Here is a 20042-nt window from a genome sequence, read left to right as displayed (position 1 = left end):
TCCTTAGAGGTCGGCGAAACGGCGGCCTTCGGCCACCAGGCGTTCGAGCAGCGGCGCCGGCTCCCACCAGGCGCCGAAGCGCTGGTGGAATTCGCGGATGCGTTGCAGTACGTGGTCCAGGCCCAGGCGGTCGGCGTGGAACAGCGGGCCGCCGCGCCAGGCCGGGAAGCCGTAGCCGTTGAGGAAGATCAGGTCGACGTCGCTGGCGCGCTGGGCGATGCCCTCGTCGAGGATGCGCGCGGCCTCGTTGACCAGGGCGAAGAGGCAGCGCTCGACGATGTGCTCGGCGCTCTCCGGCTGGCGAGTGATGCCGCGGGCAGCAGCGGCTTGCTCCAGCATGGCCGGCAGCGCCGGGTTGTCCTGCGGGGTGCGCGAGCCTTGCGGGTAGAGGTAGAAGCCGGCGCCGGTCTTCTGCCCGAGCATGCCGGCGGCGAACAGGTGGTCGAGCACCGTGGGCAGCGTCTGCCCGGGCTCGAGGCCGGGGCGCTGGCGCTCGCGGATGGCGTGGCTGATGTCCAGCCCGGAGAGGTCGCGCACCGCCAGCGGGCCCATGGCCATGCCGAAGTCGCGCAGGGCGGCGTCCACCTGGGCGGGGCTTGCGCCCTCCTCCAGGAGGAACTCGGCCTGGCGGCCGTACTGGAAGATCATGCGGTTGCCGACGAAGCCGTCGCACACGCCTACCGCCACCGCGACCTTCTTCAGATGCTTGCCCAGCTGCATGGCGCTGGCCAGCACTTCGGCGGAAGTCTCGCGGCCGCGCACCACTTCCAGCAGGCGCATGACGTTGGCCGGGCTGAAGAAGTGCAGGCCGACCACGTCCTGCGGGCGCCGGGTGAAGGCGGCGATGGCGTCGAGGTCCAGCGACGAGGTGTTGCTGGCGAGGATGGCGCCGGGCTTGCACACCGCGTCCAGGCGCTCGAAGACCTGGCGCTTGACCTCCAGGCTCTCGAACACGGCTTCGATCGCCAGGTCCACGTCGGCCAGCGCGGCGTAGTCGAGCACGCCCTGGATCAGGCCCAGGCGTTTTTCCATCGCGTCGCTGGAAAGGCTGCCGCGCTCGACGCTGGCCTGGTAGGTGGCGCGGGCGCGTTGCAGGGCGCGGTCGAGGGCGGCGCCGTCGACTTCCAGCAGCTTCACCGGGATGCCGACGTTGGCGAAGCACAGGGCGATGCCCACGCCCATGGTGCCGCCGCCGATCACCGCGGCCGTGCGCACTTCGCGCACCGGGGTGTCGGCGGGCAGGCCGGCGATCTTCGCCGCTTCGCGCTCGGCGAAGAAGGCGTGGATGAGGGCGGCGCGCTGCGGCGACTCCAGGCATTCCTGGAACAGTTCGCGCTCGCGCTTCAGGCCCTCGGCCAGGGGCAGGCGGCTGGCGGCTTCCACCGCCGCCACGCAGCGCAGCGGGGAGAACAGGCCGGGCATGCGCTTCTGCACCTCGGCGTGCTTGGCGGCGATCAGCGCGGCGTCGCCTTGTACCTGGCGCTCGCCGCTGCGGCGCGGGCCGCGGCCCTCGTCCAGCAGGCGGCGGGCGTAGGCCAGGCCGGTTTCGGCCAGGTCGCCGTCGACGAGTTCATCGAGGATGCCGTATTCCAGGGCCTGCGGGGCTTTCACCGGGTTGCCGGAGACGATCATCTCCAGCGCCCGTGCCACACCGGCCAGGCGCGGCAGGCGCTGGGTGCCGCCGGCGCCGGGGAGCAGGCCGATCTTCACTTCCGGCAGGCCGACCTGGGCATCGGCCCGGGCGATGCGGTAATGGCAGGCCAGGGCCACTTCCAGCCCGCCGCCCAGGGCGGTGCCGTGGATGACCGCCACGCTGGGCTTGGCGGAGGCCTCGATGGCTTCCACCACCTCGGGCAGCGAGGGCGCCTGCGGCGGCTTGCCGAATTCCTTGATATCCGCCCCGGCCATGAAGGTGCGTCCGGCGCACACCAGCACCACCGCGCGCACCGCGGCATCCGCCTCGGCCTCGCGGAAGGCCCGCAGCAACCCGGCGCGCACCGCCAGGCCCAGGGCGTTGACCGGGGGATTGTCGACCTTGATCAGGGCCACGTCGGCGTGACGTTCGACCTGCACTACCTCGGACATGCTCAGCGTCTCCGTTGTAATTGTGGTTTTTAACGGAATTATGTTTCGCTGTGCAGAATATAAAGATCACTGGGGGTTGTCGAGGGTGTTGTGCTTTTCGTAGGAGCGAGCTTGCTCGCGAACGGATTTCCGGCCGGGCCTATGGTGTTTGTTCGAAGAGCGCCCTCTCCCCAGCCCTCGGCTGCGCGCCCCGCCCTGAAGGGAGAGGGGGCAGTCTGTGCCGAGAGAAGTGATGGTTTCAGCCGGAAACCGCTGGCGCTGCCGGCTAACTCAGGAATGCCCAAGCACTCCGAACGGTCCCCTCTCCCTTCAGGGAGAGGGTTAGGGAGAGGGAACGGAGTCAAGCCATGGCGCCGAGGCAGCCGGGAGGTACCGTTCGCGAGCAAGCTCGCTCCTACGAGAGCGCAAAGCGCGGGGTGTTGGAGCGGCGGGCGAAACGCAGACAAAAAAAGACCGCTCTCCCCTGCCTGAATCTGGAAAAGCGGTCTGTAAGCGAAAGAAGTCGTGGTAATACCGTTATAGCCCCCCGGCCGTTGCAGCTTGTTTACAGCCGCCAAGAAAAAAGCCGCGCCCTTGCGGGGCGCGGCTTCTTCAAAGGTGCGGTCGGCTATCAGAACGCCGGAACCACGGCACCCTTGTACTTCTCCAGGATGAACTGCTTCACCTCGGGGCTGTGCAGGGCGGCGGCCAGTTTCTTCATGGCGTCGCTGTCCTTGTTGTCCGGGCGGGCTACCAGGATGTTCACGTAGGGCGAGTCGGAACCCTCGATGGCCAGGGCGTCCTTGGTCGGGTTCAGCTTGGCTTCCAGGGCGTAGTTGGTGTTGATCAGCGCCAGGTCGACCTGGCCCAGCACGCGCGGCAGGGTCGCGGCTTCCAGTTCACGCACCTTGATGTTCTTCGGGTTGTCGGTGATGTCTTTCGGAGTGGCGGTGATGCTCTTCTCGTCCTTGAGCTTGATCAGGCCGGTCTTGGCCAGCAGCAGCAGGGCGCGGCCGCCGTTGGTGGCGTCGTTGGGGATCACCACGGTGGCGCCGGAGGGCAGCTCGTCGAGCTTCTTGTACTTGCTGGAGTAGGCGCCCAGCGGCTCGATGTGCACGCCGGTGACGGCTACCAGGCTGGTGCCCTTGGACTTGTTGAACTCATCCAGGTACGGCTGGTGCTGGAAGAAGTTGGCGTCCAGGCGCTTCTCGGCGACCTGGGTGTTGGGCTGCACGTAGTCGGTGAATTCCTTGACCTTCAGCTCCACCCCTTCCTTGGCCAGGATGGGTTTGACGAAGTTGAGGATTTCCGCGTGCGGCACCGGGGTGGCGGCCACGCTGAGGGTTTCGGTCGCGTGGGCGCCGGTGATCGACAGCGCCGCGGTGGCGGCGAAGGCGGCAAGCAGTTTCTTCATGGAGCGCTCCTTTTGGGATTTTCCTGTGGCCCGCGGGGCCTTGTGGTTATTTGCGGGAGAAGTGGACCACCAGCTTGTCGCCGACGGTCTGCAGAACCTGCACCAGCACCAGCAGCATGATCACGGTGACCACCATGACGTCGGTCTGGAAGCGCTGGTAGCCGAAGCGGATGGCCAGGTCGCCGAGGCCGCCGGCGCCGACCACGCCGGCCATCGCGGTGTAGGACACCAGGGTGATGGCGGTGACGGTGATGGCGGCGATGATGCCCGGGCGGGCCTCCGGCAGCAGGGCGTTGCAGATGATCTGGCGGGTGCTGGCGCCCATCGCCTGGGTGGCCTCGATGATGCCCTTGTCGACCTCGCGCAGGGCGGTTTCCACCAGGCGCGCGAAGAACGGCGTGGCGCCCACCACCAGCGGCGGGATGGCCCCGGCGACGCCCAGCGAGGTGCCGGTGATCAGCACGGTGAAGGGGATCATCACGATCAGCAGGATGATGAACGGCAGCGAGCGCAGCACGTTGACCACGAAGGACAGCAGGGCGTAGACCGCGCGGTTCTGGAACAGCTGCTTGGGCCCGGTGAGGAACAGCAGCACGCCCAGCGGCAGGCCGAGGATGACGGTGAACAGCAGCGAGCCGCCGAGCATCCAGAAGGTGTCGATGCTGGCCTGGAGGATTTCCGACCAGTCGATATTTATAAAGAAGTCGTTCATGCGCGCAGCACCTCCACATGTACCTCGGCCGCGTTCAGCTGGGCCATGGCCGCCTCCATGTCGCCGCCCACCAGGGCCAGGGTCAGCTGGCCGTAGGGCTGGTCCTTGATGCGGTCGATGCGCCCGGCGAGGATGCTGTAGTCCACCCCGGTCTGCCGCGCCACGGTGCCCAGCAGCGGGGCGTAGGTGGCTTCGCCGCGGAAGGTCAGGCGCAGGATGCGCCCGGGCACGTGGGCGAAGTCGTCGTGCTGCTCGTTCTCGTCGACGCGCTCGGCCTCGAAGACGAAGCGCCGGGTGGTCTCGTGCTGCGGGTGGAGGAAGACGTCGGCCACCTCGCCCTGTTCGACGATGCTGCCGGCGTCCATCACCGCCACGCGGTCGCAGACGCGGCGGATCACGTCCATCTCGTGGGTGATGAGCACGATGGTCAGCTTCAGCTCGCGGTTGATCTCCGCCAGCAGCTGCAGGACCTGGCCGGTGGTCTGCGGGTCCAGCGCGCTGGTGGCCTCGTCGCAGAGCAGCAGCTTGGGCCCGCAGGCCAGGGCGCGGGCGATGCCGACGCGCTGCTTCTGGCCGCCGGAGAGTTGCGCCGGGTACTTGCGGGCGTGGTCCTGCAGGCCCACGCGCTTGAGCAGTTCGTCCACCCGCGCGGCGATCTGTGTGGCGCTGAAGCTGCCGGCCAGCCTCATCGGCATGGCGATGTTCTCGGCCACGGTCTTGGAGGCCAGCAGGTTGAAGTGCTGGAAGATCATCCCGACGCGCTGGCGGAAGCGCCGCAGGCCGTCGGCGTCGAGGGCGGTGACGTCCTCGCCGTCGATGACGATGCGCCCGCCGCTGGGTTCTTCCAGGCGGTTGATCAGGCGCAGCAGGGTGCTCTTGCCGGCGCCGGAGTGGCCGATCAGGCCGAACACCTGGCCGGCGCCGATGGTCAGGCGCGTCGGCTGCAGGGCCGGGATGTCGCGGCCGGCGACGCGGTAGGTCTTGTGGACGTCGTGGAATTCGATCACGTGGCGAACCTTGTGGGTACGGCGAAGTGTGGGAATGGCGCGCTCTGCCGGGGTGTCCTGGCAAACGAGCGTAGGCGCTCGGCAAAAACCGCGCATTTTACCCTGCTTTCCTATAGCCGATTAATCCTTGTTCGGATAAGGGCCGAGCGAAATGGAATAAGACGGGCGGACGCGGGTTTCAGGGCTCGCACTTGACCGGGGCGGCGGCCTTGGGCTGGCCGATGTCCTTGACGTCGGCGGCCAGCGCCGGGGCGCGCGGCATCAGCGAGCGGGCGCGGGCCAGGGCGTTGCTGGCGCCGTTGACGTCGCCGGCCTGCAGGGCCTCGCGGCTGCGTTGCAGGTAGGCGTCGGCCAGGCGCTGGCGGCGTTCGGCCAGCTGCGCGGCGTCCTCGTGCTCCTGGCCCAGCTGCAGTTGCGCGGCTTCCAGCTGGCCGGCGGCCAGGCGGGCCTCGAAGCCGGAGCCGCTCGGCGCCTGGCCGGACAGGCTCTGGCACGCGCCCAGCAGCAGGGCGAGGGAGAGGACGGAAAGCAGACGGAGGGCAAGGGACTTCATGCCAGTCATTCTCGATTGATCAAAAAATCGACAAATTCTACACCGTCCGCCGCGGCAGGACAAAACTCAGCAGGAACAGCGCCGCCGCGCTGACCACGATGGACGGCCCGGCCGGGGTGTCCTTGAACCACGACAGCGCAAGCCCGGCGCACACCGCCACCAGGCCCACCAGGGTGGCGCCGAAGGCCATCTGCTCGGGGCTGCGGGCGTGGCGCTGGGCGGCGGCGGCGGGAATGATCAGCAGCGAGGTGATCAGCAGCACGCCGACGATCTTCATGGCCACGGCGATGACGATGGCGATCAGCAGCATCAGCGCCAGGCGGATGGCGGTGACCGGCAGGCCCTCGACCCGCGCCAGCTCCTCGTGCACGGTGATCGCCAGCAGCGGCCGCCACAGCCAGCAGATCAGCCCCAGCACCAGGGCGCTGCCGGCGACTATCCACATGAGGTCGGTCTGGCTCACCGCCAGCAGGTCGCCGAACAGGTAGGCCATCAGGTCCACCCGCACTTCCTTCATGAAGCTCAGGGTCACCAGGCCCAGGGACAGGGTGCTGTGGGCGAGGATGCCCAGCAGGGTGTCGGCGGCCAGTGGCTGGCGCTGCTGCAGGGTCACCAGCAGTACGGCCAGCAGCACGCAGCCGACGGTTACCGCCAGGGTCGGGCTGACGTCCAGCAGGAAGCCCAGGGCCACGCCGAGCAGCGCGGCGTGGGACAGGGTGTCGCCGAAATAGGCCATGCGCCGCCAGACCACGAAGGAGCCCAGGGGGCCTGCGACCAGCGCCAGGGACAGCCCGGCCAGCAGCGCGTAGAGAAGGAAATCAGCCATGGTTGCAGTCGGGGCCGTGCTTGTGGACCGGGGTCAGTTTGCCGTGGATCGCCAGGCCGGCGCCGCCCTGCGGCACCACTTCGCCGTGCAGGTCGTGGGCATGGTCGTGGTGGTGGTGGTAGACCGCCAGGCTGCGGGCGTCCTGGCCGAACAGCTCGACGAAGGCCGGGTCGCCGCTGACCTGCTCGGGGTGGCCGTGGCAGCACACGTGGCGGTTCAGGCAGACCACCTGGTCGGTGGTGCTCATCACCAGGTGCAGGTCGTGGGAGACCATCAGCACGCCGCAGCCCAGGCGGTCGCGCAGGCGGGTGATCAGGCGGTACAGCTCGGCCTGGCCGGCGACGTCGACGCCTTGCACGGGCTCGTCCAGCACCAGCAGCTGCGGCTTGCGCAGCAGCGCGCGGGCCAGCAGCACGCGCTGCAGTTCGCCGCCGGAGACGGTCTGCAGCGGGCTGTCCAGCACCTGCGCGGCGCCCACTTCCTTGAGCGCGGCCAGGGCCTGCTCGCGGCCCACGCCCGGCACCAGGCGCAGGAAGCGCAGCACCGAGAGCGGTAGGGTCGGGTCGACGTGGAGCTTCTGCGGCATGTAGCCGATGGTCAGCTTCGGCTGGCGCCACACCGTGCCGCTGTCGGGCTTGAGCAGCCCGAGCACGCTGCGCACCAGGGTGGTCTTGCCGGCGCCGTTGGGGCCGATCAGGGTGACGATCTCGCCGGCGCCGATGCTCAGGCTGACGTTCTGCAGCACCGCCTGCCCGGCATAGCGCACGCCCACCCCTTCGAGGCGGACCAGGGGCTGGCTCATCAGGCCTCCCGCTGCTTGGGCGCGCAGGCGGCGCAGAGGCCGACCACTTCGACGGTCTGCGTCTCGACGCTGAAGCCGACGCCCTCGGCGCCGGCGACTATGGCCGCGCTGATGGCCGGCTGCTCCAGCTCGATGGCGGTGTGGCAGGCGCGGCAGATGAGGAACTGGCCCTCGTGGGCGTGCTCGGGGTTGTTGCAGCCGACGAAGGCGTTGAGCGAGGCGATGCGGTGCACCAGGCCGTTTTCCAGGAGGAAGTCCAGCGCCCGGTAGACGGTGGGCGGCGCGGCGCGGCGGCCGTCCGCCTCGCTGAGCACGGCGAGGATGTCGTAGGCGCCCAGCGGCTTGTGGCTCTGCCACACCAGTTCCAGCACGCGCCGGCGCAGCTCGGTCAGGCGCACGCCCTGGCGCGCGCAGAGCGCGTCTGCCTCGGCCAGGGCACCGGCTACGCAGGTGGCGTGGTCGTGCGGGCGGCAGGCCAGCGGGGTGTTGGGCATCAACTTGTACATGCGGCGACGACGCTCGGGTACGGAGACGTTATTATATTACCCTTTACCTCCCTTCCCGTGTGAGTCCGCCGTGTCCCTGCGCCCATCCGCCCTGCTCCTCGCCTGCTGCACCCTGTTCCTGAGCCTTGGCGCCAGCGCCGAGGTCAAGGTGCTGACCAGCATCAAGCCGCTGCAACTGATCGCCGCCGCCGTCCAGGACGGCGAGGGCAGCCCCGACGTGCTGCTGCCGCCCGGCGCCTCGCCGCACAGCTACGCCCTGCGCCCCTCGGACGTGCGCCGCCTGCGCGAGGCCCAGCTGTTCTACTGGATCGGTCCGGACATGGAAGTGTTCCTCGGCAAGCCGCTGCAGGCCCGCCAGGCCCCCAGCGTGGCGGTGCAGGAGCTGCCGGGCATGCACCTGCGCAAGTTCGTCAACTTCGAGAACATGAGCCACGCCGACTACGAGGATCACGACCACGATCACCGCCCCGGCACCCTGGACGCGCACCTCTGGCTGCTGCCGGCCAACGCCCAGGCCATCGCCGCGCGCATGGCCGAGGACCTGGCAATCGCCGACCCGCTCAACGCCGGGCGCTACCAGGCCAACCTCAAGGCCTTCGACGAGCGCATGGAACAGCTCGACGCGCGCCTGAAGCAGCGCCTGGCGCCGCTGGTCGGCAAGCCCTACTTCGTCTTCCACGAGGCCTTCGACTACTTCGAGGAGGCCTACGGCCTGCGCCATGCGGGGGTCTTCGCCCTGTCCGCGGACGTGCAGCCGGGGGCGAAGCACGTCGCCGCGATGCGCGCGCAGCTGCAGAAGGCCGGCCCGTCGTGCATCTTCAGCGAACCGCCGCTCCGCCCGCGCCTGGCCGATACCCTCAGCGCCGGCCTGCCGGTGCAGCTGGCCGAGCTGGATGACCTGGGCGTGGCGGTCAAGGTCGATGCCAATGGCTATGAGAAGCTGCTGGGTAACCTGGCTGACGAGTTCGCCGGGTGTCTGGAGAAGCTCTGAGAGAGTGCTCTTGTAGGATGGGTTGAGCGAAGCGATACCCATCGGGCCATGCCATGGTGATGGGCCATGGTGCTGAATCGGGGTCCGCTCCCTCTCCCCAGCCCTCGGCTGCGCGCCCCGCCCTGAAGGGAGAGGGGGCTAGTCCGTGCCGAGAAAGGATTTGGTGTCAGCCGGCAACTCGGTACAAGCCGGCTAACGCGGAAATATCAGCGCACTCCGAACGGTCCCCTCTCCCTTCAGGGCGGGGCGCGCAGCCGAGGGTTAGGGAGAGGGCGCTCTTGCGCTCTTGCCCCCACCCCAACCCCTTCCTCCCGCCCCCGCTCACCTACACTTTCCCCCTGCGTCCCATCGCCTCATAGGCAAATACCTCTTCCGGGTACTAGAGTCTCCGACAGGACTAAATACACAATATGTAGTTTCGTGTATTTACTGGATAACTAGATATTGCGGTCTGCCCCAAGCCGGCCGCGCACCAACGGGAGGATCTTCAGCGGATGGCCAAGACCGATGCTCGCCCGCAGGGCACAGACCAGGCGGCACTCGAACTGCAGCCGGCGTCCCAGGACATCTGGGACAGCAAATACCGGCTCAAGCAGAAGGACGGCACGCCCATCGACGCCAGCGTCGACGAGACCTGGCAGCGGGTGGCCCGCGCCCTGGCCGACGTCGAGCCGGACGCGGCGACCCGCGAGCACTGGTACGAGCGCTTCCTCTGGACCCTGCGCCATGGCGCCATCCCGGCCGGGCGAATCATCTCCAACGCCGGCGCCCAGGGGCACAAGCCGGCCACCTCGACCATCAACTGCACCGTCTCCGGGATCATCCACGACTCCATGGACGACATCCTGCAGAAGGTCCACGAGGCCGGCCTGACGCTCAAGGCCGGCTGCGGCATCGGCTACGAGTTCAGCACCCTGCGCCCGCGCGGCGCCTACGTCTCCGGCGCCGGCGCGCACACCAGCGGGCCGCTGTCGTTCATGGATATCTTCGACAAGATGTGCTTCACCGTCAGCTCCGCCGGCGGCCGCCGCGGCGCGCAGATGGGCACCTTCGACGTCGTCCATCCGGACGTGCGCGAGTTCATCCGCGCCAAGCGCGAGGACGGCCGGCTGCGCCAGTTCAACCTCAGCCTGCTGATCACCGACGACTTCATGCAGGCGGTGCAGGCCGACGCCGACTGGCCGCTGCTGTTCCCGGTGCACCATAAGGAGCGCGACGAGGTCGACCTGGACGACCCGGCCCAGGTACTCTGGCGCGACTGGCCGATTCATGACGACTACCTGGTCGGCGAGGACGGCCGCGTCGCCTGCAAGGTCTACGGGCGCGTGAAGGCGCGGCACCTGTGGGACATGATCATGGTCTCCACCTACGACTACGCCGAGCCGGGCTTCATCCTCATCGACCGCGTCAACGAGCTGAACAACAACTGGTGGTGCGAGGCCATCCGCGCCACCAACCCCTGCGGCGAGCAGCCGTTGCCGCCCTATGGTTCCTGCCTGCTGGGCTCGGTGAACCTCACCGGCTTCGTCGTCGACCCCTTCGGCGACGAGCCGCACTTCGACTGGGAGCGCTACCGCGAGGTGGTGCGGGTGTTCACCCGCATGCTCGACAACGTGGTGGAGGTCAACGGCCTGCCGCTTGCGCAGCAGCGCGAGGAAATCCTCGGCAAGCGCCGCCACGGCATGGGCTTCCTCGGCCTGGGCTCGACGCTGACCATGCTCAAGCTGCGCTACGGCAGCCCCGAGGCCTGCGTGTTCACCGAGGAAGTGGCGCGCGAGATGGCCCTGGTGGGCTGGGAAGTGGCCCTCGACCTGGCCCTGGAGAAAGGCCCGGCGCCGGTGCTGGCGCAGGACTACGAAGTGACCGCGGAAATGCTGCGCAAGCGCCCGGAAATGGCCGCCGACGGCCTCAAGGCGGGCGACCGGGTGCCCGGGCGCGTCCTCCACGCCAAGTACTCGCGCTACATGCAGCGCATCGCCGAGCACGCCCCGCAACTGGTCGAGGCCCTGGCCCGCCACGGCGCGCGCTTCACCCACCACAGCTCCATCGCGCCCACCGGCACCATCAGCCTGAGCCTGGCCAACAACGCCTCCAACGGCATCGAGCCGAGCTTCGCCCATCACTACTCGCGCAACCTGATCCGCGCCGGGCGCAAGACCAAGGAGAAGATCTCGGTGTTCAGCTACGAGCTGCTGGCCTACCGCGCCAAGGTCGACGCCAAGGCCGTGCCCGACGCCGAGGACGGCAAGCACCGCCTGCCGGAGTACTTCGTCACCGCCGACGACATCACCCCGCAGCAGCACGTGGACATCCAGGCGGCGGCGCAGCGCTGGATCGACTCGTCGATCTCCAAGACCGCCAACGTGCCCACCGACTACCCCTTCGAGGACTTCAAGGACATCTACCTCTACGCCTGGCGCCAGGGCCTGAAGGGCTGCACCACCTTCCGCTTCAACCCGGCGGCCTTCCAGGGCGTGCTGGTCAAGGACTCGGACCTGGAGAAGACCCTCTACCGCTTCGAGCTGGAAGACGGCAGCACGGTGGAACTCAAGGGCAACGAGGAAGTGGAGTACGACGGCGAGACGCATACCGCCGCCAACCTGTTCGATGCCTTGAAAGAAGGCTACTACGGCAAGTTCTGAAGCCGCGGAGGAATTCCATGCCAGTGAAAATCAACCAGAAGATCCGCAGCTTCGAAGTGGTCGACGTCGCCGAGGAAAAGGCCCGCGCCGAGGCTGCCGCGGCGGCGGCCGTGGTGAAGATGGACGAAACCCTGCAGCGCCCGGAGATCCTGGTGGGCGCCACCTACAAGATCAAGTCGCCGCTGTTCGAGCACGCGCTCTACGTGACCATCAACGACATGGTGCTCAACCCCGACACGCCCTACGAGCAGCGCCGGCCCTTCGAGATCTTCATCAACTCGAAGAACATGGACCACTTCCAGTGGATAGTCGCCCTCACCCGCATCATGTCGGCAGTGTTCCGCAAGGGCGGCGATTGCACCTTCCTGGTGGAGGAAATGAAGGCGGTGTTCGACCCGCGCGGCGGCTACCTCAAGCGCGGCGGCATCTACATGCCCTCCATCGTCGCCGAGATAGGCGCGGTGGTGGAACGCCACCTGGTAGCCATCGGCCTGATGCAGGGCCCGCAGATCGACGAGGAACAACGCCTGTACCTGGCGGAAAAACGCGCGGCCTACGAAGCGGCCCAGGGCACCAACAAGGCCGAACCCGGCGAAGGCTTCCCCGCCGGTGCCCAGCTGTGCGGCAAGTGCAACACCATGGCGGTGGTGCAGATGGACGGTTGCGCGACCTGCCTGAATTGCGGGTATTCGAAATGTGGGTGAGCCGGAGTCTTTGCGAAGCATGCTTCGCCCGGCGAACGACTGACCATGGATGGTCAGGCCGGGGTTGAACTTGGGCAGAGGAGTATCGACAGGGATGTCTGCTCAAGATCGGATCTTCACTCCGTACGAGCATGCGTCGCGCCGGCGAACGACTGACCATGGATGGTCAGGCCGGGGTTGAACTTGGGCAGAGGAGTATCGACAGGGATGTCTGCTCAAGATCGGATCTTCACTCCGTACGAGCATGCGTCGCGCCGGCGAACGACCGGCCAAGGATGGCCGGGCCGGGGTTGAACTTGAGCAGAGGAGTATCGACAGGGATGTCTGCTCCGAATCAGATCTTCACACCCGCATGCGCCACGCTGGCACATCCCCTGTAGGAGCGAGCTTGCTCGCGAACCGTGTTTCCCGACGACTCTGGTGCGTTGGGTTGACTCCGCTCCCTCTCCCCAACCCTCGGCTGCGCGCCCCGCCCTGAAGGGAGAGGGGGCTGTCCGGCGCAGATGGGAAATTCGGCGTTAACCTGTAGGCCTGTAGGAGAAACACCCCCGTAGGATGGGTTGAGCGAAGCGATACCCATCGCCATGACTCGGCACGATCCCCCTTCGCGAGCAAGCTCGCTCCTACGAAAAGCCATGCCATCCGGCAGTTTGCAACTGTGGGGTGTCATTCCGCGATCGCGCGCAGGGCGTGCTCCTACAGGTGGGCATCGAGGCCCCTGGGATGCACGGACGTAGGAGCGGACTCCGTCCGCGATAGCGTATATACGCCGGCCCTGCCGGCGGAAATCGCGGATAAATCCGCTCCTACAAAAAATCGTACCGTCCGGCGGCGGCCCTACAACGCAAACGGCAGGTGTATGTCCACCTTCTGCCGCTTCGCCAGGCGCCGTTCGAACTCGCCCGGGTCGTGGATCAGCACGTCCTGCCCGGCGAAGGCCTCGGCGGCGATCAGGCGCGACAGCCAGAAGCGCACGCAGGCCACGCGCAGCATTTCCGGCCACAGCTCGGCCTCCAGGGCGGTGAACGGCCGGCGGCTGGCGTAGGCGGCCAGCAGCGCGCGGGCGCGCGGACCGTCGAGTTCGCCGTCGTCGTGGGAGCACCAGTCGTTCAGGGTGATCGCCAGGTCGTAGAGCATCCAGCCCGAGCAGGCGTTGTAGAAGTCGATCACCCCGGCCAGGTGCGGGCCGTCGAACAGCACGTTGTCGCGGAACAGGTCGGCGTGCAGGTTGGCGCGCGGCAGCTCGGGCTGTTCGGCGAGCAGCCGGGCGATTTCCTCCAGGGCGTTTTCCAGCAGTTCGCGCGGGGCCGGGGCCAGGTGCGAGGCGAGGTTCTCGCCCTGGTGCAGCATCCAGCTCAGGCCGCGGTCGCTGGGGCGTTCGATGATGCGCCCGCGGGTGGCCAGGTGCAGGCGCGCCAGCAGGGCGCCGACCTCGCCGCAATGGTGGGCGTTGGGCTGGCGCTCGTGGCGGCCGGGCAGGCGCGGCTGCAGCAGCGCCGGCTTGCCCTCCAGCTGGCGCAGGGCCTCGCCGGATTCGGTGCGCAGGGCGTAGGGCACCGGCAGGTCGGCCTCGTGGAGCACGTCGAGCAGTTCGACGAAGAACGGCAGGTCCTGCACCGGGCCGCGCTCGACCAGGGTCAGGACGAATTCGCCGCGCTCCAGGCTGACGAAGAAGTTGCTGTTCTCCGAGCCCTCGGGGATGCCGCGGAACTCGTGCAGGCGCCCCAGCCCGTAGGGCGCGAGGAAGCTTTCCAGGGTGGAACGCTCAAGAGGGGTGAATACCGACATGCTCAGGCCTCGTGAGCGCCATGGGGTTGAAGGTTTACCAGCTGAATATCTGCCACTGCGGGATCAGCTTGTCCGGCTGGTCGGAACGGATGAAATTGCCATCGCTGCCGTCCTGGCGCACCAGGAAATACGGCTTGCCATGCTTGGGCGTGACCTTGATGGCGTAGAGGAAGCCGTTGACCCGGTATTCCTGGATGGTCTTGTCGCCCTCCTGGCGGATGGTCACATCCGGTTCGGGCGTCGGCGCTTCCTCGTCCACCGCCATGGCGACCAGGGGGGATACGGCCAGCAGGGCGGCTAGCAACCAGCGTTTGCGACTGCGCATGATAACCTTGTTCCTTTGTCGATTCGGCTGGGGTCATTCTAGCCCCTGGCCTCCGGAAAAGGTTGATTCCACTCATGAGTCAAGCACCCCTCGTCCTCGTGGACGGCTCTTCCTACCTGTACCGCGCCTTCCATGCCCTGCCGCCGCTGACCACCTCCACCGGCATGCCCACCGGCGCGGTGAAGGGGGTGCTGAACATGCTCAAGAGCCTGCGCAAGCAGTACCCGGACAGCCCCTTCGCGGTGGTCTTCGACGCCAAGGGCCCGACCTTCCGCGACGAGCTGTTCGCCGAATACAAGTCGCACCGCCCGCCGATGCCGGACGAGCTGCGGGTGCAGATCGAGCCGCTGCACGCGGCGGTGCGCGCGCTGGGCCTGCCGCTGCTGTGCGTGGAAGGGGTGGAGGCCGACGACGTGATCGGCACCCTGGCCCGCAGCAGCGCCGCGGCGCAGCGCCCGGTGGTGATCTCCACCGGCGACAAGGACATGGCCCAATTGGTCGACGGGCACATTACGCTGGTCAACACCATGACCGGTAGCACGCTGGACGTGGATGGCGTTAAGGAGAAATTCGGCGTCGGTCCTGAGCTGATCATCGACTACCTGGCGCTGATGGGCGACAAGGTCGACAACATCCCCGGCGTGCCCGGGGTCGGCGAGAAGACCGCGCTGGGCCTGCTCACCGGCGTCGGCGGCGGCCTCGACGTGCTCTACGCCAGCCTGAACAAGGTGCCCGAGCTGCCGATCCGCGGCGCCAAGGGCCTGCCGGCCAAGCTCGAGGAAAACCGTGAGCAGGCCTACCTGTCCTACCAGCTGGCCACCATCAAGACCGACGTCGCCCTGGACGTCGAGCTGGACGCCCTGCACCCGGGCGAGCCGGACCGCGAGGCGCTGATCGAGCTGTACCGCCAGCTGGAGTTCAAGAACTGGCTGGACGACCTGCTGCGCGAGGCCAAGGACGCCGGCGAAAGCCCCGCCGAGAGCGCCCCGGCCCAGGACTCGCGCTACGAAACCGTGCTGGAGCAGGCCGCCTTCGACGCCTGGCTGCAGAAGCTGCAGGCCGCCGAGCTGATCGCCTTCGACACCGAGACCACCAGCATCGACGCCCAGCAGGCGCAGGTGGTGGGCGTGTCCTTCGCCGTCGAGCCGGGCGAGGCCGCCTACGTGCCCCTGGCCCACAGCTACATGGGCGTGCCCCAGCAGCTGGACCGCGACGCCGTGCTCAAGGCCCTCAAGCCGCTGCTGGAAGACCCGAGCAAGGCCAAGGTCGGCCAGCACGCCAAGTACGACATCAACGTCCTGGCCAACGCCAGCACGCCCATCGAGGTGCGCGGCGTGGCCTTCGACACCATGCTCGAATCCTACGTGCTCAACTCCACCGCCACCCGCCACGACATGGACAGCCTGGCGCTGAAGTACCTGGGCCACAGCACCATCCGCTTCGAGGACATCGCCGGCAAGGGCGCCAAGCAGCTGACCTTCGACCAGATCGCCCTGGAGCAGGCCGGCCCCTACGCCGCCGAGGACGCCGACGTGACCCTGCGCCTGCACCAGGCCCTGTGGGAGAAGCTGCAGGCCATCCCGTCGCTGGCCAAGGTCCTCACCGACATCGAGATGCCGCTGGTGCCGGTGCTGGCGCGCATCGAGCGCAACGGCGCGCTGGTCGACGCCAACCTCCTGGGGCTGCAGAGCCGCGAACTGGGGGAGAAAATGGTCGAACTGGAGCGCAAGTCCTTCGAACTGGCCGGCCAGGAGTTCAACCTCGGCTCGCCCAAGCAGCTCGGCGCCATCCTCTACGAGAAGCTCGGCCTGCCGGTGCTGGCCAAGACCGCCACCGGCCAGCCGTCCACCGCCGAGAACGTCCTCGCCGACCTGGCCGAGCAGGACTACGAGCTGCCCAAGGTGATCATGCAGTACCGCTCCCTGAGCAAGCTCAAGAGCACCTACACCGACAAGCTGCCGGAGCAGATCAACCCGCGCACCGGGCGCATCCACACCAGCTACCACCAGGCGGTGGCGGCCACCGGGCGGCTCTCCTCCACCGACCCGAACCTGCAGAACATCCCGATCCGCACCGCCGAGGGCCGGCGCATCCGCCAGGCCTTCGTCGCCCCCGCGGGCTGCCGGCTGCTGTCGGCCGACTATTCGCAGATCGAACTGCGCATCATGGCCCACCTGGCCCAGGACGAAGGCCTGCTGGACGCCTTCCGCCACGACCGCGACGTGCACCGCGCCACCGCCGCCGAGGTCTTCGGCCTGCCGCTTGAAGAGGTCACGCCCGAGCAGCGCCGCCGCGCCAAGGCCATCAACTTCGGGCTGATCTACGGCATGAGCGCCTTCGGCCTGGCCAAGCAGATCGGCGTCGAGCGCAAGGAGGCCCAGGCCTACATCGACCGCTACTTCGCCCGCTACCCCGGGGTGCTGGCCTACATGGAGCGCACCCGCGCCCAGGCCGCCGAGCAGGGCTACGTCGAGACGCTCTACGGCCGCCGCCTGTACCTGCCGGAAATCGGCTCGAAGAACGCCGCCATGCGCAAGGCCGCCGAGCGCACCGCGATCAACGCGCCCATGCAGGGCACCGCGGCGGACATCATGAAGCTCGCCATGGTCGCCGTGGACGACTGGCTGCAGGCCAGCGGCATCGACGCCCGGGTCATCCTCCAGGTACACGACGAACTGGTGCTGGAAGTGCGCGAGGACCTGGTCGAGGAGGTGGCGGCGAAACTGCGCGACCTGATGGGCAAGGCGGCGGAGCTGGCGGTACCGCTCATCGTCGAAACCGGCAGCGGTTCGAACTGGGACGAAGCCCACTGACGAACGGTCGCAGGGCCCGGGTGACGGGCCCTGCGGGGCGCCTCAGGAAACCCTGAAAAGGGCCTCGGGAAAATTTTTTCATCCACCACTGAACTTTCCCACCGCAGCCCGGGTCAGAACTCGTGAATGGCTGGAGAAGCCCTTCGATGCTCCTTTGCAGTGTTTAGTGTTGGCAGAATCCTGGACCCCGCCCTAGCGGTCCGGACTTAAACCCCGAACTTCCCCCTCCCCATACGAAGCTCGGGGTTTTTTTTGCCTGCGCAAAAGTGCCGGCAGCCAGCCGGCACCCTCTGCGTCGGCCCTTCAGGCCTGTTCGGCCTCCTCCCCGTCCTCTTCCAGCAGGCCCAGCCAGGCCGCCAGGACCTGTTGCGCCTCCTCCACCCCTTCGCGCTTGGGCGCCGAGAACAACTGCACGCTGGCGACGTCGCCCCAGCCCTGCTGGATTTCGCGGCGCACCTTGAGCAGCGCGTTCTTCGCCGCGCCGAAGGCCAGCTTGTCGGCCTTGGTCAGCAGCACGTGGATCGGCAGCCGGCTGGCCTGGGCCCAGTCGAGCATCAGGCGGTCGAATTCGGTCAGCGGATGGCGGATGTCCATCATCAGCACCACCCCGGCCAGCGACTCGCGGCTGCTCAGGTAGGCCTCCAGGTGCTGCTGCCAGTGCAGCTTCAGCGGGATCGGCACCTTGGCGTAGCCGTAGCCGGGCAGGTCCACCAGGCGGCGCTCGTCGTCCAGGCGGAAGAAGTTCAGCAGCTGGGTGCGCCCGGGGGTTTTCGAGGTTCGCGCCAGATTGGCATGGGTGAGTGCATTTAGCGCGCTAGACTTACCAGCGTTGGAACGGCCGGCGAAGGCGACTTCGCGGCCGCCGTCTTCCGGGCACTGCTCGACCTTGGCCGCGCTGATGAGGAAGGTTGCCTGCTGGCAAAGGCTGAGGATGGGGTTCTTGGCAGGGCTCTTGGGGGGCATGGGGGGCTTCCGCGGCGGGGTGCGACTCGGTGTCGCGGGGGCCGGTCTCGTTTTCGAACAGGCAGGCGAAGTATATAATGCCGCGGATTTTGTGTGCGCTTTATCCCCCAGGGTCGGGCGCCACGGGAACGCGATAATCAACCGGCCGCGCAATAGAACGCGGACGTTCCCTCCCGATGAGGACGATCATGAAGAAACTGCTGTTCGCAGCCGTAGCCGCCGCGATGGCTACCAGCGTGCAGGCCGCCCAGGACCCGGAAGCGGTATTCAACCGGGCCTGTGGCGCCTGTCATGCCGGCCAGTTGCCGATGGCCCCGAAGAAGGGCGACGCCGCAGCCTGGAAACCGCGCCTGGACAAAGGCATGGATACGCTGGTGCAGCACGTCACCAACGGTTTCAACGCCATGCCCCCGCGTGGCCTGTGCACCGACTGCAACACCGAGGACTACAAGGCAATCATCCAGTGGATGTCCAAGTAACCCGGGCTTTTCTCTTTCACCTATTAGCCGTAATGGATTAGCTGATGAACAAAATAATCGTGAGTCTGCTCTTGACCCTGGGACTGACCGGTATGGCCCACGCCGAAGTCGGCGATGCCAAGGCCGGCCAGGCGAAAGCCGCCGTGTGCGGCGCCTGCCATGGTGCCGATGGCAACAGCATGGCGCCGAACTTCCCGAAACTGGCGGGCCAGGGCGACAAATACCTGCTCAAGCAGATGCATGACATCAAGGACGGCAAACGTACCGTTCTGGAGATGACCGGCCTGCTGACCAACCTCAGCGACCAGGACCTGGCCGACATCGCCGCCTACTTCTCCAGCCAGAAGATGAGCGTCGGCGCCGCCGATCCCAAGCTGGTTTCCGCCGGCGAGGCCCTGTACCGCGGCGGCAAGCTCGCCGAGGGCATGCCCGCCTGCACCGGCTGCCACTCGCCCAACGGCGTGGGCAACGAGCCGGCCGCCTTCCCGCACCTGGGTGGCCAGCACGCGGCCTATGTGGCCAAGCAGCTGACCAACTTCCGCGAAGGCGACCGCACCAACGACGGCGACAGCATGATCATGCGCAGCATCGCCGCCAAGCTGTCCAACAAGGACATCGCCGCCGTCTCCAGCTACATCGAAGGCCTGCACTGAGGCCTTCGCCCCGCGGCACGGCTTGAAAAAAAAGGGTGGCTTCGGCCACCCTTTTTCGTATCCGGCACCACTACAATGCCTGGAACCGCCGCCGGCCTCCCCAGTCCAATCACAGCCGCGCCGCGGCGCCCCCGATCCAGCCAAGGAGTGAACCATGCGTAACCTGATTTTCACCGCCGTACTGGCCTTTGCCGGCCTGTTCGGTCTCAGCGCGCAAGCCGCCGAGTTCGAATCCGGCAAGCAGTACACCGAGCTGAGCACCCCTGTTCCGGTGTCCCAGCCCGGCAAGATCGAGGTGGTGGAGCTGTTCTGGTACGGCTGCCCGCATTGCTACGCCTTCGAACCGACCATCAACCCGTGGATCGGGAAACTGCCGGCCGACGTGCACTTCGTCCGCATCCCGGCCATGTTCGGCGGTATCTGGAACGTCCACGGCCAGCTGTTCCTGACCCTGGAAGCGATGGGTGTGGAGCACAAGGTGCACACCGCCGTGTTCGAGGCCATCCACAAGGAAGGCAAGAAACTGGCCACCCCGGAAGAGATGGCCGACTTCCTCGCCCCGCTGGGCGTGGACAAGGACAAGTTCCTCAGCACCTTCGACTCGTTCGCCATCAAGGGCCAGATCGAGAAGGACAAGAAGCTGGCCATGGCCTACCAGATCAGCGGCGTACCGACCATGGTGGTCAACGGCAAGTACCGCTTCGACATCGGCTCGGCCGGTGGCCCGGAGAAGGCCCTGGAACTGGCCGACTTCCTGATCGCCAAGGAACGCGACGCCGCCAAGGCCGCCCAGTGAGGTA

General features: G+C 67.4%; 18 protein-coding genes. 7 read left to right on the top strand and 11 right to left on the bottom strand.

Annotated features, from left to right (window positions below; genetic code table 11):
- Positions 1 to 3: 3 nt before the first annotated feature.
- From M8R19_RS15750 to zur, 8 genes are all read right to left on the bottom strand, one after another.
- Positions 4 to 2085, bottom strand: coding sequence for a 3-hydroxyacyl-CoA dehydrogenase NAD-binding domain-containing protein (locus M8R19_RS15750; RefSeq protein ID WP_249918279.1), 2082 nt, complete (start codon positions 2083 to 2085; stop codon positions 4 to 6).
- A gap of 610 nt (positions 2086 to 2695) precedes the next feature.
- A complete protein-coding gene (locus M8R19_RS15745; RefSeq protein WP_249918278.1) occupies positions 2696 to 3478 on the bottom strand; it encodes a MetQ/NlpA family ABC transporter substrate-binding protein in 783 nt (260 codons plus the stop codon).
- Between the two features lie 46 nt (positions 3479 to 3524).
- Positions 3525 to 4190 (bottom strand): methionine ABC transporter permease, encoded by a 666-nt coding sequence (locus M8R19_RS15740; protein WP_061560296.1) that lies wholly within the window; start codon positions 4188 to 4190, stop codon positions 3525 to 3527.
- Positions 4187 to 5197: a methionine ABC transporter ATP-binding protein gene (locus tag M8R19_RS15735; RefSeq protein WP_249918277.1), complete on the bottom strand. Its 1011-nt coding sequence runs from the start codon at positions 5195 to 5197 to the stop codon at positions 4187 to 4189. The genes M8R19_RS15740 and M8R19_RS15735 overlap by 4 nt, the downstream gene beginning before the upstream one ends.
- Positions 5198 to 5375: 178 nt before the next feature.
- On the bottom strand, positions 5376 to 5750 hold the full coding sequence (locus tag M8R19_RS15730) for a hypothetical protein (RefSeq protein WP_074980815.1): 375 nt from the start codon (positions 5748 to 5750) through the stop codon (positions 5376 to 5378).
- 37 nt (positions 5751 to 5787) lie between these two features.
- Positions 5788 to 6576: a zinc ABC transporter permease subunit ZnuB gene (gene znuB, locus M8R19_RS15725; RefSeq protein ID WP_009614550.1), complete on the bottom strand. Its 789-nt coding sequence runs from the start codon at positions 6574 to 6576 to the stop codon at positions 5788 to 5790.
- Complete coding sequence (znuC, locus tag M8R19_RS15720) at positions 6569 to 7378, bottom strand: zinc ABC transporter ATP-binding protein ZnuC (protein WP_074980816.1); 810 nt, start codon at positions 7376 to 7378, stop codon at positions 6569 to 6571. Before znuC ends, znuB begins: the two co-directional genes overlap by 8 nt.
- Positions 7378 to 7884 (bottom strand): zinc uptake transcriptional repressor Zur, encoded by a 507-nt coding sequence (zur, locus tag M8R19_RS15715; RefSeq protein ID WP_116425980.1) that lies wholly within the window; start codon positions 7882 to 7884, stop codon positions 7378 to 7380. Before zur ends, znuC begins: the two co-directional genes overlap by 1 nt.
- A 70-nt stretch (positions 7885 to 7954) precedes the next feature.
- On the opposite strand from zur, the gene M8R19_RS15710 reads away from it, so the two are divergent.
- From M8R19_RS15710 to M8R19_RS15700, 3 genes are all read left to right on the top strand, one after another.
- Positions 7955 to 8875 (top strand): zinc ABC transporter substrate-binding protein ZnuA, encoded by a 921-nt coding sequence (locus M8R19_RS15710; RefSeq protein WP_074980818.1) that lies wholly within the window; start codon positions 7955 to 7957, stop codon positions 8873 to 8875.
- Between the two features lie 494 nt (positions 8876 to 9369).
- Complete coding sequence (locus M8R19_RS15705; protein WP_249918276.1) at positions 9370 to 11517, top strand: adenosylcobalamin-dependent ribonucleoside-diphosphate reductase; 2148 nt, start codon at positions 9370 to 9372, stop codon at positions 11515 to 11517.
- A gap of 17 nt (positions 11518 to 11534) precedes the next feature.
- On the top strand, positions 11535 to 12221 hold the full coding sequence (locus M8R19_RS15700) for a TSCPD domain-containing protein (protein WP_043270067.1): 687 nt from the start codon (positions 11535 to 11537) through the stop codon (positions 12219 to 12221).
- 837 nt (positions 12222 to 13058) lie between these two features.
- Here M8R19_RS15700 and M8R19_RS15695 read toward each other — a convergent pair.
- Both M8R19_RS15695 and M8R19_RS15690 read right to left on the bottom strand, forming a co-directional pair.
- Entirely contained in the window at positions 13059 to 14009 is a 951-nt protein-coding gene (locus tag M8R19_RS15695; protein WP_249918275.1) for a homoserine kinase, read from the bottom strand.
- Between the two features lie 34 nt (positions 14010 to 14043).
- Positions 14044 to 14334: a DUF2782 domain-containing protein gene (locus tag M8R19_RS15690; RefSeq protein ID WP_009614560.1), complete on the bottom strand. Its 291-nt coding sequence runs from the start codon at positions 14332 to 14334 to the stop codon at positions 14044 to 14046.
- Positions 14335 to 14408: 74 nt separating this feature from the next.
- On the opposite strand from M8R19_RS15690, the gene polA reads away from it, so the two are divergent.
- Positions 14409 to 17147, top strand: coding sequence for a DNA polymerase I (polA, locus tag M8R19_RS15685; protein WP_249918274.1), 2739 nt, complete (start codon positions 14409 to 14411; stop codon positions 17145 to 17147).
- A 303-nt stretch (positions 17148 to 17450) separates the two neighbouring features.
- On the opposite strand, the gene yihA is transcribed toward polA, so the two are convergent.
- The gene (yihA, locus tag M8R19_RS15680) at positions 17451 to 18110 is read right to left on the bottom strand and encodes a ribosome biogenesis GTP-binding protein YihA/YsxC (protein ID WP_074980483.1); all 660 of its coding nucleotides are present in this window, start codon (positions 18108 to 18110) and stop codon (positions 17451 to 17453) included.
- A 188-nt stretch (positions 18111 to 18298) separates the two neighbouring features.
- Here yihA and M8R19_RS15675 point away from each other — a divergent pair, with 188 nt between their 5' ends.
- The 3 genes from M8R19_RS15675 (at position 18299) to dsbA (ending at position 20038) form a co-directional block, all read left to right on the top strand.
- Positions 18299 to 18589 (top strand): c-type cytochrome, encoded by a 291-nt coding sequence (locus M8R19_RS15675; protein WP_009614563.1) that lies wholly within the window; start codon positions 18299 to 18301, stop codon positions 18587 to 18589.
- Positions 18590 to 18633: 44 nt separating this feature from the next.
- Positions 18634 to 19242: a c-type cytochrome gene (locus M8R19_RS15670; RefSeq protein WP_074980484.1), complete on the top strand. Its 609-nt coding sequence runs from the start codon at positions 18634 to 18636 to the stop codon at positions 19240 to 19242.
- Positions 19243 to 19396: 154 nt separating this feature from the next.
- Positions 19397 to 20038, top strand: coding sequence for a thiol:disulfide interchange protein DsbA (gene dsbA, locus M8R19_RS15665; protein ID WP_009614565.1), 642 nt, complete (start codon positions 19397 to 19399; stop codon positions 20036 to 20038).
- Positions 20039 to 20042 lie beyond the last annotated feature (4 nt).

This window comes from Pseudomonas sp. R3.Fl (assembly GCF_023516765.1).
In the GTDB taxonomy this organism is placed as follows: Bacteria; Pseudomonadota; Gammaproteobacteria; order Pseudomonadales; family Pseudomonadaceae; genus Pseudomonas; species Pseudomonas citronellolis.
The sequence above is the reverse complement of the archived record's forward strand: the minus strand, read 5'-3'. Positions and strand labels throughout refer to the sequence as shown.

Excerpts from the sequence above, each read along its gene's own strand:
- M8R19_RS15750 (WP_249918279.1), bottom strand. The coding sequence starts at position 2,085 with ATGTCCGAGGTAGTGCAGGTCGAACGTCACGCCGACGTGGCCCTGATC.
- M8R19_RS15745 (WP_249918278.1), bottom strand. The coding sequence starts at position 3,478 with ATGAAGAAACTGCTTGCCGCCTTCGCCGCCACCGCGGCGCTGTCGATC.
- M8R19_RS15740 (WP_061560296.1), bottom strand. The coding sequence starts at position 4,190 with ATGAACGACTTCTTTATAAATATCGACTGGTCGGAAATCCTCCAGGCC.
- M8R19_RS15730 (WP_074980815.1), bottom strand. The coding sequence starts at position 5,750 with ATGAAGTCCCTTGCCCTCCGTCTGCTTTCCGTCCTCTCCCTCGCCCTG.
- znuB (WP_009614550.1), bottom strand. The coding sequence starts at position 6,576 with ATGGCTGATTTCCTTCTCTACGCGCTGCTGGCCGGGCTGTCCCTGGCG.
- znuC (WP_074980816.1), bottom strand. The coding sequence starts at position 7,378 with ATGAGCCAGCCCCTGGTCCGCCTCGAAGGGGTGGGCGTGCGCTATGCC.
- zur (WP_116425980.1), bottom strand. The coding sequence starts at position 7,884 with ATGTACAAGTTGATGCCCAACACCCCGCTGGCCTGCCGCCCGCACGAC.
- M8R19_RS15705 (WP_249918276.1), top strand. The coding sequence starts at position 9,370 with ATGGCCAAGACCGATGCTCGCCCGCAGGGCACAGACCAGGCGGCACTC.
- M8R19_RS15700 (WP_043270067.1), top strand. The coding sequence starts at position 11,535 with ATGCCAGTGAAAATCAACCAGAAGATCCGCAGCTTCGAAGTGGTCGAC.
- M8R19_RS15695 (WP_249918275.1), bottom strand. The coding sequence starts at position 14,009 with ATGTCGGTATTCACCCCTCTTGAGCGTTCCACCCTGGAAAGCTTCCTC.
- M8R19_RS15690 (WP_009614560.1), bottom strand. The coding sequence starts at position 14,334 with ATGCGCAGTCGCAAACGCTGGTTGCTAGCCGCCCTGCTGGCCGTATCC.
- polA (WP_249918274.1), top strand. The coding sequence starts at position 14,409 with ATGAGTCAAGCACCCCTCGTCCTCGTGGACGGCTCTTCCTACCTGTAC.
- yihA (WP_074980483.1), bottom strand. The coding sequence starts at position 18,110 with ATGCCCCCCAAGAGCCCTGCCAAGAACCCCATCCTCAGCCTTTGCCAG.
- M8R19_RS15675 (WP_009614563.1), top strand. The coding sequence starts at position 18,299 with ATGAAGAAACTGCTGTTCGCAGCCGTAGCCGCCGCGATGGCTACCAGC.
- M8R19_RS15670 (WP_074980484.1), top strand. The coding sequence starts at position 18,634 with ATGAACAAAATAATCGTGAGTCTGCTCTTGACCCTGGGACTGACCGGT.
- dsbA (WP_009614565.1), top strand. The coding sequence starts at position 19,397 with ATGCGTAACCTGATTTTCACCGCCGTACTGGCCTTTGCCGGCCTGTTC.